Annotated in this window: 14 protein-coding genes and 1 other RNA gene; 11 read left to right on the top strand and 4 right to left on the bottom strand. The window is 62.1% G+C overall.

What is annotated here, in order from left to right:
- The first annotated feature begins 197 nt into the window (after positions 1 to 197).
- Complete coding sequence (locus BLU52_RS26855) at positions 198 to 353, top strand: hypothetical protein (RefSeq protein ID WP_090287349.1); 156 nt, start codon at positions 198 to 200, stop codon at positions 351 to 353.
- A gap of 39 nt (positions 354 to 392) precedes the next feature.
- On the opposite strand, the gene BLU52_RS23665 is transcribed toward BLU52_RS26855, so the two are convergent.
- The 4 genes from BLU52_RS23665 to BLU52_RS23650 form a co-directional block, all read right to left on the bottom strand.
- A complete protein-coding gene (locus BLU52_RS23665; protein ID WP_090287345.1) occupies positions 393 to 995 on the bottom strand; it encodes a 5-formyltetrahydrofolate cyclo-ligase in 603 nt (200 codons plus the stop codon).
- Between the two features lie 79 nt (positions 996 to 1,074).
- A non-coding RNA gene (gene ssrS, locus BLU52_RS23660) (6S RNA) lies at positions 1,075 to 1,253 on the bottom strand.
- Positions 1,254 to 1,283: 30 nt separating this feature from the next.
- Positions 1,284 to 1,601 (bottom strand): cell division protein ZapA, encoded by a 318-nt coding sequence (locus BLU52_RS23655; RefSeq protein WP_016772632.1) that lies wholly within the window; start codon positions 1,599 to 1,601, stop codon positions 1,284 to 1,286.
- On the bottom strand, positions 1,598 to 1,807 hold the full coding sequence (locus BLU52_RS23650; RefSeq protein ID WP_007911197.1) for a TIGR02449 family protein: 210 nt from the start codon (positions 1,805 to 1,807) through the stop codon (positions 1,598 to 1,600). Before BLU52_RS23650 ends, BLU52_RS23655 begins: the two co-directional genes overlap by 4 nt.
- Positions 1,808 to 1,937: 130 nt before the next feature.
- On the opposite strand from BLU52_RS23650, the gene BLU52_RS23645 reads away from it, so the two are divergent.
- The 10 genes from BLU52_RS23645 to gcvP all read left to right on the top strand — a co-directional run bounded on the left by BLU52_RS23645 (position 1,938) and on the right by gcvP (position 14,629).
- The gene (locus tag BLU52_RS23645; protein ID WP_090287343.1) at positions 1,938 to 2,498 is read left to right on the top strand and encodes a YecA/YgfB family protein; all 561 of its coding nucleotides are present in this window, start codon (positions 1,938 to 1,940) and stop codon (positions 2,496 to 2,498) included.
- 27 nt (positions 2,499 to 2,525) lie between these two features.
- Positions 2,526 to 3,860: a Xaa-Pro aminopeptidase gene (pepP, locus tag BLU52_RS23640; RefSeq protein ID WP_090287341.1), complete on the top strand. Its 1,335-nt coding sequence runs from the start codon at positions 2,526 to 2,528 to the stop codon at positions 3,858 to 3,860.
- The gene (gene ubiH, locus BLU52_RS23635; protein WP_090287339.1) at positions 3,857 to 5,044 is read left to right on the top strand and encodes a 2-octaprenyl-6-methoxyphenyl hydroxylase; all 1,188 of its coding nucleotides are present in this window, start codon (positions 3,857 to 3,859) and stop codon (positions 5,042 to 5,044) included. Before pepP ends, ubiH begins: the two co-directional genes overlap by 4 nt.
- Complete coding sequence (locus tag BLU52_RS23630) at positions 5,037 to 5,522, top strand: DUF4442 domain-containing protein (RefSeq protein WP_090287337.1); 486 nt, start codon at positions 5,037 to 5,039, stop codon at positions 5,520 to 5,522. Before ubiH ends, BLU52_RS23630 begins: the two co-directional genes overlap by 8 nt.
- A gap of 9 nt (positions 5,523 to 5,531) precedes the next feature.
- Positions 5,532 to 6,749 carry a 2-octaprenyl-3-methyl-6-methoxy-1,4-benzoquinol hydroxylase gene (locus BLU52_RS23625; RefSeq protein ID WP_167359942.1) on the top strand — a complete coding sequence of 406 codons (1,218 nt, stop codon included), beginning with the start codon at positions 5,532 to 5,534 and terminating at the stop codon, positions 6,747 to 6,749.
- Positions 6,750 to 6,969: 220 nt separating this feature from the next.
- Positions 6,970 to 7,974 carry an extracellular solute-binding protein gene (locus BLU52_RS23620; protein ID WP_024014737.1) on the top strand — a complete coding sequence of 335 codons (1,005 nt, stop codon included), beginning with the start codon at positions 6,970 to 6,972 and terminating at the stop codon, positions 7,972 to 7,974.
- Positions 7,975 to 8,221: 247 nt separating this feature from the next.
- Positions 8,222 to 9,838 (top strand): ABC transporter permease, encoded by a 1,617-nt coding sequence (locus BLU52_RS23615; protein ID WP_090287332.1) that lies wholly within the window; start codon positions 8,222 to 8,224, stop codon positions 9,836 to 9,838.
- Positions 9,839 to 9,993: 155 nt separating this feature from the next.
- Positions 9,994 to 11,076: a glycine cleavage system aminomethyltransferase GcvT gene (gene gcvT / locus BLU52_RS23610; protein ID WP_090287330.1), complete on the top strand. Its 1,083-nt coding sequence runs from the start codon at positions 9,994 to 9,996 to the stop codon at positions 11,074 to 11,076.
- A gap of 48 nt (positions 11,077 to 11,124) precedes the next feature.
- Positions 11,125 to 11,508: a glycine cleavage system protein GcvH gene (gene gcvH / locus BLU52_RS23605; protein ID WP_090287328.1), complete on the top strand. Its 384-nt coding sequence runs from the start codon at positions 11,125 to 11,127 to the stop codon at positions 11,506 to 11,508.
- Positions 11,509 to 11,755: 247 nt separating this feature from the next.
- Positions 11,756 to 14,629, top strand: a complete 2,874-nt coding sequence (gene gcvP, locus BLU52_RS23600) for an aminomethyl-transferring glycine dehydrogenase (RefSeq protein ID WP_090287326.1) — start codon at positions 11,756 to 11,758, stop codon at positions 14,627 to 14,629.
- Positions 14,630 to 14,722 lie beyond the last annotated feature (93 nt).

Genomic DNA, 14,722 nt, shown 5'->3' with positions numbered 1-14,722 from the left:
GTTGGGTGCTCCTGAAACGGTCGTTGGGCAGGTTGTCGGGCAATTTTATGACAAACCGACAGTCGGTTGACGTCAGCGTTTGCGCACCGGTTCACGTTGCCGCAAAATGCCGGCCTTTAAAGCTTGACGCTGCTGCACGGCCTACACACGGAAACCGCTGCTGTCATCGTGATGATGTGCCTTGAGGGGGGCAATCGATGAAACGCAAACCGGATTTACTATGGACTTTGGTAATTTTGTTCGGCCTGGGCGTCGTGACCACCGGTTACGCGCAGAGCCTGTGGGCGAACAAGGCGGATGCACCGATTGAGATTGCACAACAAGTGCAACAGTCGACGGCTTTCAAGCGCTGAACCTGTCTTCCTCGACGCCGCTGTTCTGGCGGCGTCCTGTCACGCGAAATACCACGCCTTGTCGGTGACCGTGCCCTGTAACGGTACATCCCAGCTCGCCTGCGCCAAACGTTCGACCTTCTGACATTCATGGGCCAGGCCCAGCAGCGTCGGCTTGCGCCAGTTTTTGCGCCGGGCCAGATAGGCGAGGCTGCGATCGTAGAAACCGCCGCCCATGCCCAGCCGACCGCCGACATCGTCGAACCCCACCAGCGGCAACAGGACCAGATCCAATGCCCAGACCTTGCGTTGCCGACTCAGACTGGCCTGCGGCTCGAGGATGCGGAAGCGATTGGGTTTGAGCTTTTCGCCGGAGCGAACGCGCTGAAAAACCATCTTGGTCCGCGGCCAGGCGCTGAGCACCGGCAGATAGGTCGCCTTGCCCCGGCGCTGGGCTTCGCGCAGCAGCAGCCGCGGATCGATTTCGCCGTCGGTGGGCAGATACAAAGAAATGTGTTTCGCCCGACGAAAATGCGGGTCTTGCACCAGTTGCCGGAACAGGCCTTTGGCAGCCTGATGTTGCTCGGCTTTGCTCAGCGAGCGGCGCGCCTTGCGCAGCAGGCGACGGAGTTGCGGGCGGGGCAGCAGCGCGGGTTCGGTCATGGTTCGGCTTCGGCAGGGTGGACGAAAACGTACGCATAAAAAATCCGATGTCGGCATAAACCGACATCGGATTCGAATCAGGCTCCCCGGATGTACCGCTGTCAACTCAGCCCTTGAACCCGAAAGTTCAAGGTGGAAGAAGCAGTAGACTTTAAGGCTTTCCGTCTAGCGGACATGCACACCAGCCCAACGTGCAACTTCCAGGGTAGTGCGAATCGGCTCCGGGACATCGTCAACTGGCAAGCACCCCAGGGAGTGCCGCGAGTATACCTCAAGCTGCCAGGCGAATCAGCCCTTGGCGGTGTTCTGATCGTCGGCCAGCACCAGATCGACACGATCGAGCAAGTCACGCACCTGTTCGCGGGTCGAGCCGCTGGCCTGGATGTCCGGGCGCTCTTCTTTGTGCAACAGGTCATGGGTGATGTTCAGCGCGGCCATTACGGCAATGCGATCGGCGCCGATGACTTTGCCGCTGCTGCGGATCTCGCGCATCTTGCCATCGAGGTAGCGCGCGGCACTGACCAGATTGCTGCGTTCTTCCGGCGGGCAGATGATCGAATACTCTTTGTCGAGGATCTGCACGGTGACGCTATTGCTTGAACTCATGAGTCTTGCTCCAGGGCCTTGAGGCGCGAAATCATCGATTCGACCTTACGCCGGGCGATTTCGTTTTTTTCAATGAGGTGAGCGCGTTCCTCGCGCCAGGTCTTTTCCTGAGCTAGTAAGAGTGCGTTTTGACTCTTTAGTTGCTCGACTCGGCCAATCAGCAGTTCGAGTCTGGCCATCAGCGCTTGCAGGTCGGTGTCTTCCATTGTGTCCACTGGGTTGGAGTCTGTCTGATGGGATAGCTGGCGGACAGCCTTTAATAGTCTTGGCGAGTCTGTCGATGTAGGATACAAGGCCTTCATTCTAGACATAGCGCCGTCTGGCGCCTAGCTGCCCATGACCATTGCGAATTCCCCGTACCAAGCCTTTGCCACCCTGCTGACCTCCAGCGGCCACAACGTCTCGCCTGCCGAACTGCATGGCGTGCTGCTCGGGCGCAGTTGCGCCGGCGCCGGCTTCGATAACGAAGGCTGGCTGATCGACGCCGCCGAACTGCTCGAAGGCGATCTTCAGGACAACGTCCGCAACGCCTTGATCGGCCTGCAGGAAATGGTCAAAGGCGAGCTGACCGGCGACGACGTCACCGTCGTTCTGCTGCTGCCGACCGATGACGCGCCGCTGCCCGACCGCGCTGCTGCGCTGGGCCAATGGTGCCAGGGCTTCCTCAGCGGTTTCGGCCTGAACTGCCGCGACAGCAGCATGCTCAGCACCGAAGCCACTGAAGTGCTGCAAGATCTGGCGGCCATCTCCCAGGTGCAGGACGCTCTGGAAGAATCCGAAGACGGCGAATCCGACTACATGGAAGTCATGGAGTACCTGCGCGTCGCGCCGCTGCTGCTGTTCTCGGAAACCAGGAAAGCCGATGCGGCGCCTGCCGCCAAGCCGTCGCTGCATTAATCGCGTGCCAGGGAAAGCCATCTGCCCATGACCCATATCCCGAAAGCGGAATACAGCCGGCGCCGCAAGGCGCTGATGACGCAGATGGAACCCAACAGCATCGCGATCCTGCCCGCCGCCGCGGTAGCCATCCGCAACCGCGACGTCGAGCACGTCTATCGCCAGGACAGCGACTTTCAATACCTCAGCGGGTTTCCCGAGCCACAAGCGGTGATCGTGCTGATGCCCGGTCGTGAGCACGGCGAATACATCCTGTTCTGCCGCGAGCGCAACGCCGAACGCGAATTGTGGGACGGTTTGCGCGCAGGGCAGGAAGGCGCGATCCGTGATTACGGCGCTGACGATGCATTCCCGATTACTGACATCGATGACATCCTGCCCGGCCTGATCGAAGGTCGCGACCGGGTGTATTCGGCGATGGGCAGCAACCCCGAATTCGACCGCCACCTGATGGACTGGATCAACGTGATCCGCTCCAAGGCGCACCTCGGCGCCCAGCCGCCGAACGAATTCGTTGCCCTGGATCACCTGCTGCACGACATGCGCCTGTATAAATCGGCGGCAGAAGTGAAGGTGATGCGCGAAGCCGCGCGGATTTCGGCACAAGCGCATATCCGCGCGATGCGGGCCAGTCGCCCGGGGCTTTATGAGTACAGCCTCGAAGCCGAACTGGATTACGAATTTCGCAAGGGCGGGGCGAAGATGCCGGCCTACGGCTCGATCGTCGCCGCCGGGCGCAACAGCTGCATTCTGCATTACCAGCAGAACGACGCGCTGCTCAAGGATGGCGACCTGGTGTTGATCGACGCCGGTTGCGAAATCGACTGCTACGCCAGCGATATCACCCGCACCTGGCCGGTCAACGGCCGGTTTTCGCCGGAGCAGAAGGCCATCTACGAATTGGTGCTGGCTTCGCAGGAAGCAGCCTTCGCTGAAATCGCCCCGAACAAGCACTGGAACCAGGCGCACGAAGCCACGGTTCGAGTGATCACCACGGGGCTGGTGAAACTCGGTTTGCTGCAGGGCAACGTTGACGAACTGATCGCCAGCGAAGCCTATAAAGCGTTTTACATGCACCGCGCCGGCCACTGGCTGGGCATGGATGTGCACGACGTCGGCGAGTACAAGGTCGGCGGCGAATGGCGGGTGCTGGAAGTCGGCATGGCGCTGACCGTGGAGCCGGGCATCTACATCGCCCCGGACAATCAGAACGTCGCGAAGAAATGGCGCGGCATTGGCGTGCGCATCGAGGATGACGTGGTGGTGACCCGAACCGGTTGTGAAATCCTCACCGGTGGCGTGCCGAAGACCGTCGCCGAAATCGAAGCGTTGATGGCACAGGCAAGGACACACGCGGCATGAGTCGAGTCAATCTGGCAATCATCGGTGGCGGTCTGGTCGGCGCCAGTCTGGCGTTGGCCCTGCAGGCCGGGGCCAAGGCCCGTGGCTGGAAAATCGTCCTGATCGAACCGTTTGCGCCGGGCGACAGCTGGCAGCCGAGCTACGACGCACGTTCATCGGCGCTGTCCTTCGGCTCGCGGCAGATTTATCAGCGGCTGGGCGTGTGGCAGGAAATCTCCCGCCGTGCCGAGCCGATCAAACAGATTCACGTTTCTGATCGTGGGCGCTTCTCCACCGCACGCTTGTCGGCGATGGAAGAGGGCGTGCCGGCGCTCGGCTATGTGGTGGAGAACGCCTGGCTCGGCCAGTGCCTGTGGCAGCACCTCGACAAAGACGTGATCACCTGGCGCTGCCCGGCCGAAGTCTCGCGCATGGAGCCGTTGCCCGACGGCTATCGCCTGACGCTCAACGATGAAACCACCCTCGAATGCGACCTCGCGGTCCTCGCCGATGGCGGGCGCTCCGGGTTGCGCGAGCAGTTGGGCATCAACGTGCGCACGCGTCCGTACAACCAGAGCGCGCTGATCGCTAATATCACCCCGAGCGAAGCGCACAACGGCATGGCGTTCGAGCGCTTCACCGACGAAGGGCCGATGGCCTTGCTGCCGTTGCCGGACAACCGTTGCGCACTGGTCTGGACGCGTCTGGGCATGGACGCGCAGCGTCTGGCCGAGTTGAGCGAACGGGATTTCCTCAGTGAATTGCAGGGTGTGTTCGGTTACCGCCTCGGCACGCTGAAACAGGTCGGCGCGCGACACCTGTATCCGCTTTCGCTGGTTGAAGCCGAAGAACAGGTGCGTTCGCATCTGGCCGTGCTCGGCAACGCCGCGCACAGTCTGCATCCGATCGCCGGCCAGGGTTTCAACCTGTCGCTGCGTGACGCCGATGCCCTGGCCGCCGCACTGCTGGGCAGCGATAAAGCGCTGGGCGACTTCGCCACGTTGCAGGCCTATCGCGAGCGTCAACGGCTGGATCAGGACCTCACCGTGGGTTTTTCCGATCAAGTCACGCGCCTGTTCGGCAGCACCCAGCCGCTCGTGTCGCTGGGGCGCAACATCGGCCTGCTCGGCCTTGAGCTGCTGCCGCCGGCCAAGCGCTGGTTCGCCCGTCAGGCCATGGGCCTGGGAACGCGACCGGATGCTTAAGGGGTTGATCGCCAGGTTCGGCAAAGCGCGGCTGATGCGCTGGGCGATGACGTTCTACCCGCCCTATCTGGGCGCCGGGGTGCGGGTTCGGCACATCAGCGATGACTTTTGCGACGTCCGGGTGTCGATGGGGTTGGGGTGGTACAACCGCAACTATGTCGGCACCCAGTTCGGCGGCAGTCTGTATTCGATGGTCGATCCGTTCTTCATGCTGATGCTCATGGAAAACCTTGGCCCGCGTTACATCGTCTGGGACAAGGCCGCTGACATCGATTTCATCGCGCCGGGCAAAGGCCCGGTGTTCGCCCGGTTCACCATCGATGAGACGTTGCTCGCCGAGATCCGCCGGCAGACCGCTGATGGCGAAAAATACCTGCCGCAGTTGCAGGTCGATATTCATGACGGCGCCGGCCATCTGGTGGCGCGGGTCGGTAAAACCCTTTACGTGCGGCACAAGCCGCAAGCGAGACAGGCTTAAAGCATGGAAATGCGCGCAGATCTGCTGATTGTCGGAGCCGGAATGGTCGGCAGCGCCCTGGCGCTGGCGTTGCAGGACAGCGGCCTGGAAGTGCTGCTGCTCGACGGCAGCCCGTTGAGCGTCAAACCGTTCGCGGCCGAGGCGCCGTTCGAGCCGCGTGTGAGTGCGCTGTCGGCAGCCAGTCAACGCATTCTCGAACGCCTTGGCGTCTGGGACGGCATTGTCGAACGGCGCACCAGCCCGTACACCGACATGCAGGTGTGGGACGGCAGCGGCACCGGGCAGATTCACTTTTCGGCGAGCAGCGTGCATGCCGATGTGCTCGGCCACATCGTCGAAAACCGTGTGGTGCAGGATGCCTTGCTCGAGCGCTTGCACGACTGTGATCTGGGCCTGCTCGCCAATGCGCGGCTGGAGCAGATGCGTCGCTCCGGCGACGACTGGCTGCTGACCCTGGCGGATGGGCGCAAGTTGCGCGCGCCGCTGGTGATCGCCGCGGACGGCGCCAACTCGGCGGTACGCCGCCTCACTGGCGTGGCGACCCGCGAATGGGATTACCTGCATCACGCCATTGTCACCAGCGTGCGCAGCAGCCAACCGCATCAGTTGACCGCATGGCAGCGCTTCACCGATCACGGGCCGCTGGCTTTTTTGCCGCTGGAGCGTGACGGCCAGCAGGACTGGTGCTCGATCGTCTGGTCGACCACGCCGAGCGAAGCCGAGCGCTTGATGGCGCTGGATGAAGTTGCGTTTTGCGCTGAACTGGAACGCGCGTTCGAAGGGCGCCTTGGCGAAGTCATCAGCGCCGATCCGCGCGTCTGCGTGCTATTGCGTCAGCGTCACGCGAAACGCTACGTGGCCGAAGGGCTGGCGCTGATTGGCGACGCCGCGCATACCATTCACCCGTTGGCGGGGCAGGGGGTGAATCTGGGCTTCCTCGATGCGGCGGTGCTGGCAGAAGTGTTGTTGCAAGCCCACGAGCGCGGCGAGCGCTTGGCGGATGTGAAAGTGCTGAGCCGCTACGAGCGTCGGCGCATGCCGCACAACCTCGCGCTGATGGCAGCGATGGAAGGATTCGAGCGGTTGTTCCAGGCTGATCCGCTGCCGCTGCGCTGGTTACGCAATGCCGGGTTGAAACTGGTGGAGAAAATGCCGGAGGCCAAGGCTGTGTTTGTGCGTGAAGCCCTCGGGTTGACTGGTGATCTTCCGGCGCTCGCCAAGCCCTGACATTTTCATTGAATCTGATGACCTCATCGCGAGCAGGCTCACTCCTACAGGGGAACGCGTTCCAATTGTAGGAGTGAGCCTGCTCGCGATGGCGCCAGTCGATTCACCACCGCATTCCGGCTGTGCAACATCTGGTAACGCCTTCCCCCAGTGTTCGATTGTGGTGGTAAATGTGAGTCCTTATCATTTGGCCCACATTTCCCGACGAGAGACCACTCCCATGTTGGCACCCAAGCGTCTTCTGACCGCACTGGCCCTGACCCTGATCGGCAGCACCACCGCCCAGGCTGCCGATGAGGTGGTGGTTTACTCGTCGCGCATCGATGAGCTGATCAAACCGGTATTCGATGCCTACACCGCCAAGACCGGGGTGAAGATCAAGTTCATCACCGACAAGGAAGCGCCGCTGATGCAGCGCATCAAGGCCGAAGGCGAGAACGCCACCGCCGACCTGCTGCTCACCGTCGACGCCGGCAACCTCTGGCAGGCCGAGCAAATGGGCATTCTGCAGCCGTTCACCTCGAAAACCATCGACGCCAATATCCCGTTGCAATACCGCTCGTCCACGCACGCCTGGACCGGCCTGAGCCTGCGCGCACGGACCATCGCCTATTCCACTGAGCGGGTGAAACCGGGCGAACTGACCACTTACGAAGCCTTGGCCGACAAGAACTGGGAAGGCCGCTTGTGCCTGCGCACGGCGAAGAAGGTCTACAACCAGTCGCTCACCGCCACCATGATCGAGGTGCATGGCGCCGAGAAGACCGAGAAGATCCTCAAGGGCTGGGTCAACAACCTGTCCACCGACGTGTTCTCCGATGATGTTGCCGTGCTCGAAGCGATCAACGCCGGGCAATGCGATGTCGGTATCGTCAATACCTATTACTATGGGCGCCTGCACAAGCAGAAGCCGGAGTTACCGGTGAAGCTGTTCTGGCCGAATCAGGCCGATCGTGGCGTGCACGTCAATCTATCGGGCATAGGCCTGACCAAGCATGCACCGCACCCGGAAGCGGCCAAGGCTCTGGTTGAATGGATGACCACGCCAGAAGCGCAGAAGATTTTTGCTGACGTGAACCAGGAGTTCCCGGCCAACCCGGCAGTGGCGCCTTCCGAGGAAGTGGCGGCGTGGGGCAAGTTTGTCGCCGATACCCTGCCGGTGGAAGTGGCGGGCAAGCGCCAGGCTGAAGCGATCCGGATGATGGATCGGGCGGGTTGGAACTGAGGTTGTTCCGATAACGCGGTTCACTTCAGGTCGCTGCCCTCACCCCAGCCCTCTCCCGGGGGGAGAGGGAGCCGATCTGTGTAGAGGTTCAACTCCTGAGTTCGACTCGATATTCCAGTTCGGCGTAATTTCCATAAACTGCGCGGTCAGTCCCCTCTCCCTCCGGGAGAGGGCTAGGGTGAGGGCAGCCATCTCAACCTGAAACACGAACCCCAATAACACCCCTAATCCCCCCAGAGACCCAAAAGTGGCCCACCCCGCCCAACGCCGCTGGTACCCCATCGTCTTCACCATCGCTGCGCTGGTGCTTTTGCCCCTGAGCGTTCTGCTGCTCTCGTGGCAAACCATCGATCAGCAGATCTGGTCGCACCTGTGGCAGACCCAGATGCCGCGCCTGCTCGGCAACACGCTGACGCTGGTGCTCGGCGTCGGGGTTGGCGTGACGCTGCTCGGCGTTAGCCTCGCGTGGCTCACCAGCCTCTGTGAATTCCCCGGTCGACGCTGGCTCGACTGGGCGTTGATGCTGCCCTTCGCGATCCCCGCCTATGTGCTGGCGTTCGTGTTCGTCGGCCTGCTCGACTTTGCCGGCCCGGTGCAGAGCGTTTTGCGTGAATGGTTCGGCAGCGGCTTGCGCCTGCCAAGGGTGCGCTCCACCGGCGGGGTGATCATCGTGCTGGTGCTGGTCTTTTATCCCTACGTTTACCTGTTGGCGCGCACCGCGTTCCTCGCTCAGGGCAAGGGCCTGATGGAAGCCGCGCGAGTACTCGGCCAGTCGCCATGGCAGGCATTCTGGCGCGTCGCACTGCCAATGGCGCGGCCAGCGATCGGCGCGGGGGTGGCGTTGGCATTGATGGAAACCCTGGCGGATTTTGGCGCGGTATCAGTGTTCAACTTCGACACCTTCACCACGGCGATCTACAAGACCTGGTACGGCTTCTTCAGCCTGTCGAGCGCCGCGCAACTGGCCAGCCTGCTACTGCTGGTGGTGATGCTGGTGCTGTACGGCGAACGTCGCGCCCGCGGGGCGAATCGGGCGGGCAACGAGCGGCCGCGGGTCAAGGCGCTGTATCACTTGCGCGGGTTCAAGGCGTTCGCGGCGATGTGTTGGTGCGGTCTGGTGTTCGCCTGCGCCTTCGTGATTCCGGTGCTGCAACTGGTCGTGTGGTTCTGGCAGCGCGGGCGTTTCGATCTCGATGAGCGTTATGCCGGGCTGATCCTGCACACCCTGTATCTGGGCGGCATGGCCGCGTTGATCACTGTCAGCGTCGCCTTGCTGCTGGCCTTTGCCCGGCGCCTCGCGCCGACCCCGGCAATCAACACCGGCGTAGGCCTGGCCAATCTTGGTTACGCGCTGCCGGGCTCGGTGCTGGCAGTGTCGATCATGCTCGCCTTCAGCTATCTGGATCGCGAACTGGTGATTCCGCTTTCGGGCTGGTTGGGCGGTGCGGGCAAACCCCTGCTGCTAGGCAGTCTGGCGGCTTTGCTGATGGCCTATCTGGTGCGTTTTGTTGCCGTCGCGTACGGCCCGCTGGAAAGCAGTCTGGCGCGTATACGGCCGTCTTTGCCTGAAGCGGCACGTAGCCTGGGTGTCAGTGGGCCGCGACTGTTTTTCAAAGTGTATCTGCCGTTGTTGCTGCCCGGCACGTTGAGCGCGGCGTTGCTGGTGTTCGTCGATGTGCTCAAGGAAATGCCCGCAACCCTGCTGATGCGCCCGTTTGGCTGGGACACGCTGGCGGTGCGCATCTTTGAAATGACCAGCGAAGGTGAGTGGGCGCGGGCATCGTTGCCGGCACTGACGCTGGTGTTGGTCGGTCTGTTGCCGGTTATCGGATTGATCAGGCGCTCCGCGTACCGAAACACTTAGTCGTCAGTCCTACATCATGCGGCTACAATGCGCGGCATTCGGAGCGGTCCGTCTGACAGACCCGTACGCTGGAATCGGCTGAAAGCCCTGTTCATCAAGGCTTTCGTCCGCATGGCGGCGGTCCGCACCTTCGCCACGCCCGGAAGGAGAAACCCATGGGACAGCGTACGCCTCTGTATGACCTGCACCTCGCCCTCGGCGCGAAGATGGTCGATTTTGGCGGTTGGGACATGCCACTGCATTACGGCTCGCAGGTCGAGGAGCACCACGAAGTGCGCCGCGATTGCGGGGTGTTCGATGTTTCCCACATGACCGTGATCGATGTCAGCGGCACCCAGGCCAAAGCCTGGCTTCAGCATTTGCTGGCCAACGACGTCGACCGCCTGCACCGCCCCGGCCGGGCGTTGTACAGCACCATGCTCAATGAGCGCGGCGGCATCGTCGATGACATGATCGTTTACCGTCTCGACGACGCGTACCGGCTGGTGTTCAACGCCTCCACCCGCGATCAGGATCTGGCGTGGATGAGCGCGCAACTCGGCCGTTATGACGTGCAGTTGCATGAACGCAGCGAGCTGGCGATGCTCGCCATTCAGGGCCCGCAGGCCCGGCACAAGATTGCCGAGCTGGTGACCCAGTCTCGCGCGGCCCTGATCCAGCAGCTCAAACCCTTCGAAGGCTATTGCGACGGCGACTGGTTTATCGCGCGCACCGGTTACACCGGCGAGGATGGCCTGGAAATCTGCCTGCCGGCCGATCAGGCGCAGGGTTTCTTCAACGATCTGGTCGGCGCCGGGATTTCCCCGATCGGCCTCGGCGCCCGCGACACCTTGCGGGTCGAGGCCGGAATGAACCTCTACGGGCAAGACATTCATCAGGACGTTTCGCCGCTGGCCTCGAACATGGCCTGGAGCATCGCCTGGGAACCGGCCTCGCGCCAGTTCATCGGTCGCGCGGCGCTGGAGGCGGAAAAAACCGCCGGCGTGGCGCAAAAACTGGTGGGCCTGGTGCTGGAAGAGCGCGGTGTTTTGCGCGCTCATCAGGTGGTGCGTATCGCGGATGTTGGCGAAGGGGAGATCACCAGTGGTAGTTTCTCTCCTACGCTGAGCAAATCGATTGCCCTGGCGCGTGTACCGATGGCGACTGCCGACCGCGCCGAAGTGGAAATCCGTGGCAAGTGGTACCCGGTGCGAGTGGTCAGACCAACCTTCGTGCGCCATGGCAAGACTTTGATCTAACCTTTTTCCGGCGGGCCGACCGCTGACCAATTCCTGAGGACACTGAACATGAGCGATATCCCTGCCGAACTGCGTTTTGCCGAAAGTCACGAATGGGCGCGTCTGGAAGCCGACGGCACCGTCACGGTGGGCATCAGCGATCACGCGCAGGAAGCGCTGGGTGATGTGGTGTTCGTTGAACTGACCGAAGTGGGCAAGGTGTTCGCTGCGGGCGATCAGTCCGGCGTGGTCGAGTCGGTGAAAGCCGCTTCCGACATCTACGCCCCGGTCAGCGGTGAAGTCATCGCGATCAACGAAGAGCTGGGCGGGTCGCCCGAGCTGCTCAACTCCGACCCGTATGGCGCCTGGATCTTCAAGCTCAAGCCAAGCGACAAGGCCGAGCTGGACAAGCTGCTGGATGCGGCGGCGTACAAGGTTGCCATCGGCGAGTAAGTCGTCAGCCATACCCAAAGCCCCGATTCGTCGGGGCTTTTTTGTGCCCGACACAAATCCCCTGCAAGAGTGAGCCTGCTCGCGATAGCGTTCTTTCAGACACCTTATGCTGACTGTCACAACGCTATCGCGAGCAGGCTCACTCCTACAGGGTTATGCGCTGCACTTGAAATAGCTTGTCACACGGACTGCTATGCTGGTTTGACCGTGTCGCCTTGACGCCCAGCACCTGCCAGGAGAGCCCGTCATGTCCCAGTTGCCGTCCCTGCGCCAGTTACGCGATCCCGATGCCTTTGCGCGCCGCCACTTAGGCCCGGATGCCGCCGAGCAGCAGGCGATGCTCGACAGCCTCGGCCTTGGCAGTCGGGTCGAACTGATCGAGCAGACCGTGCCGCCGGGGATTCGCTTCAACCGTGCGCTGGACTTGCCAGCGGCCCTCGACGAACCGGCGGCGTTGGCGAAACTGCGCGGTTATGCCGAGCAGAATCAGCTCTGGACCAGCCTGATCGGCATGGGCTATCACGGCACCCTGACGCCAACGGTGATTCTGCGCAACGTGCTGGAAAATCCCGGCTGGTACACCGCGTACACGCCGTACCAACCAGAGATCGCTCAGGGCCGGCTCGAAGCGCTGCTTAACTTTCAGCAGTTGACCATCGACCTCACCGGCCTCGAACTGGCCAACGCCTCGCTACTCGATGAAGCCACGGCGGCGGCTGAGGCCATGGCGCTGGCCAAGCGCGTCGCAAAATCGAAGAGCAATGTGTTTTTTGTCGATGAAAATTGCCATCCACAAACCCTTTCTGTGGTGCAGACCCGCGCTGAAGGTTTCGGCTTCGAGCTGATCGTCGACGCTGTGGATAATTTGCAACAGCACGTGGTGTTCGGCGCGCTGCTGCAATACCCCGACACCCACGGAGAGATCCGCGATTTGCGACCGTTGATCGACCACCTGCATGCGCAGCAGGCGCTGGCCTGCGTCGCCACCGATCTGTTGAGCCTGTTGCTGCTGACGCCACCGGGCGAACTGGGCGCGGACGTGGTGTTCGGTTCGTCCCAGCGTTTTGGTGTGCCGATGGGTTATGGCGGTCCGCACGCGGCGTTTTTTGCCAGCCGCGAAGAATACAAACGGGCGATTCCCGGGCGGATCATCGGCGTGTCGAAAGATGCCCGGGGCAACGTCGCGCTGCGCATGGCCCTGCAAACCCGCGAACAACATATCCGCCGCGAAAAAGCCAATTCGAACATCTGCACCGCGCAGGTGCTGCTCGCCAACATCGCCAGTTTCTACGCGGTGTACCACGGCCCGGAAGGTTTGCGGCGTATTGCCCAGCGCGTGCATCGGCTGACCTGCCTTCTCGCTGCGGGGCTTGAGCGTCATGGGATCAAGCGGGTCAACGCGCAGTTCTTCGATACGCTGACGCTGGACGTCGGCGGGGCGCAGACCGCGATCATCGAAAGTGCCAAGGCGGCACAGATCAATCTGCGCATTCTAGGCCGTGGCCACCTCGGTCTGAGTCTCGACGAAACCTGCGATGAAAGCACTGTGGCGCGACTGTTCGATGTGCTGCTCGGCGCTGATCACGGTCTGGACGTCGACGCGCTGGACGCCGAAGAAGTCGCCTCGGGAATTCCCGACGACCTGCAACGCACCACGCCGTACCTGCGTCATCCGGTGTTCAACGCCCATCACAGCGAAACCGAGATGCTGCGCTATCTCAAGCAACTGGAAAACAAGGATCTGGCGCTCAATCAGTCGATGATCCCGCTGGGCTCCTGCACGATGAAACTCAACGCCACCAGCGAAATGATCCCGATCACCTGGCCGCAGTTCGCCAACCTGCACCCGTTCGTACCGCGCGAGCAGGCGCTGGGCTATACGCTGCTGATCGAGGAGCTGGAGCGCTGGCTGTGCGCAATAACCGGCTTCGATGCGATCTGCATGCAACCCAATTCCGGCGCACAGGGCGAATACGCCGGGCTGCTGGCGATCCGCAAATACCACGAGAGTCGCCAGCAGGGCGCGCGGGAAATCTGTCTGATTCCCGCGTCAGCCCATGGCACCAATCCGGCGTCGGCGCAGATGGCCGGCATGCGCGTGGTCATCGTCGAATGCGACGAGGCCGGCAACGTCGACCTCGATGATCTGAAAGCCAAAGCCGCTGAAGCGGGAAACAAACTGTCGTGTCTGATGGCGACCTATCCGTCGACCCACGGGGTGTACGAAGAGGGCATCAGCGAGATCTGCCAAGTAATCCATCAGCATGGCGGTCAGGTGTACATGGACGGTGCCAACCTCAATGCGCAGGTCGGCCTGGCGCGGCCGGCGGACATCGGTGCCGATGTCTCGCACATGAATCTGCACAAGACCTTCTGCATCCCGCACGGTGGTGGCGGGCCGGGCATGGGGCCGATTGGCATTCGTGCGCACCTGGCGCCGTTCGTGGCCAACCATCCGGTGGTGCCGATCGACGGGCCGCTGGCGCAGAACGGCGCAGTCAGTGCGGCGCCTTGGGGCAGTGCGAGCATTTTGCCAATCAGCTGGATGTACATCGCCATGATGGGCCCGCAACTGGCCGATGCCAGTGAAGTGGCAATTCTGGCGGCGAACTATCTGGCGCAGCATTTATCCGGCGCGTTCCCGGTGCTGTACACCGGGCGTAACGGGCGGGTGGCGCATGAGTGCATTCTTGATCTGCGCCCGCTGAAAGCGCAGACCGGCATCAGCGAAGAAGACGTGGCCAAGCGCCTGATGGATTACGGTTTCCACGCCCCGACCATGTCCTTTCCGGTGCCGGGCACGTTGATGGTCGAACCGACCGAGAGCGAATCCAAGGCCGAACTGGATCGCTTTATTGGCGCCATGCTGAGCATCCGCGCCGAGATCAACGAAGTGAAGAACGGTAACTGGCCGGCGGAGGACAACCCTCTCAAACGCGCGCCGCATACGTTGGCCGATGTTACCGGCGTCTGGGAGCGGCCCTACAGCATCGATCGGGCGATTACCCCGGATGCCCACACCCGGTTGCACAAATATTGGCCGGCGGTGAATCGGGTGGATAACGTTTACGGCGATCGCAATCTGTATTGCGCCTGTGTCCCGGTGGATGATTACCGCTGATTCACACCGGTCCCTTGTAGGCCTTCGCCTGCTCGCGATAGCGGTGTATCAGTCTCTGAAAAGGCTGACTGGCAGACCGCTATCGCGAGCAGG

This window comes from Pseudomonas granadensis, from assembly GCF_900105485.1.
Classification (GTDB): domain Bacteria; phylum Pseudomonadota; class Gammaproteobacteria; order Pseudomonadales; family Pseudomonadaceae; genus Aquipseudomonas; species Aquipseudomonas granadensis.
The sequence above is the reverse complement of the archived record's forward strand: the minus strand, read 5'-3'. Positions and strand labels throughout refer to the sequence as shown.

Bases quoted from the DNA above. Each gene is read 5' to 3' on its own strand.
- BLU52_RS23620 (WP_024014737.1), top strand. From the start codon at position 6,970: ATGTTGGCACCCAAGCGTCTTCTGACCGCACTGGCCCTGACCCTGATC.
- pepP (WP_090287341.1), top strand. From the start codon at position 2,526: ATGACCCATATCCCGAAAGCGGAATACAGCCGGCGCCGCAAGGCGCTG.
- ubiH (WP_090287339.1), top strand. From the start codon at position 3,857: ATGAGTCGAGTCAATCTGGCAATCATCGGTGGCGGTCTGGTCGGCGCC.
- BLU52_RS26855 (WP_090287349.1), top strand. From the start codon at position 198: ATGAAACGCAAACCGGATTTACTATGGACTTTGGTAATTTTGTTCGGC.
- BLU52_RS23665 (WP_090287345.1), bottom strand. From the start codon at position 995: ATGACCGAACCCGCGCTGCTGCCCCGCCCGCAACTCCGTCGCCTGCTG.
- BLU52_RS23630 (WP_090287337.1), top strand. From the start codon at position 5,037: ATGCTTAAGGGGTTGATCGCCAGGTTCGGCAAAGCGCGGCTGATGCGC.
- BLU52_RS23650 (WP_007911197.1), bottom strand. From the start codon at position 1,807: ATGGAAGACACCGACCTGCAAGCGCTGATGGCCAGACTCGAACTGCTG.
- BLU52_RS23645 (WP_090287343.1), top strand. From the start codon at position 1,938: ATGACCATTGCGAATTCCCCGTACCAAGCCTTTGCCACCCTGCTGACC.
- gcvT (WP_090287330.1), top strand. From the start codon at position 9,994: ATGGGACAGCGTACGCCTCTGTATGACCTGCACCTCGCCCTCGGCGCG.
- BLU52_RS23625 (WP_167359942.1), top strand. From the start codon at position 5,532: ATGCGCGCAGATCTGCTGATTGTCGGAGCCGGAATGGTCGGCAGCGCC.
- gcvH (WP_090287328.1), top strand. From the start codon at position 11,125: ATGAGCGATATCCCTGCCGAACTGCGTTTTGCCGAAAGTCACGAATGG.
- gcvP (WP_090287326.1), top strand. From the start codon at position 11,756: ATGTCCCAGTTGCCGTCCCTGCGCCAGTTACGCGATCCCGATGCCTTT.
- BLU52_RS23655 (WP_016772632.1), bottom strand. From the start codon at position 1,601: ATGAGTTCAAGCAATAGCGTCACCGTGCAGATCCTCGACAAAGAGTAT.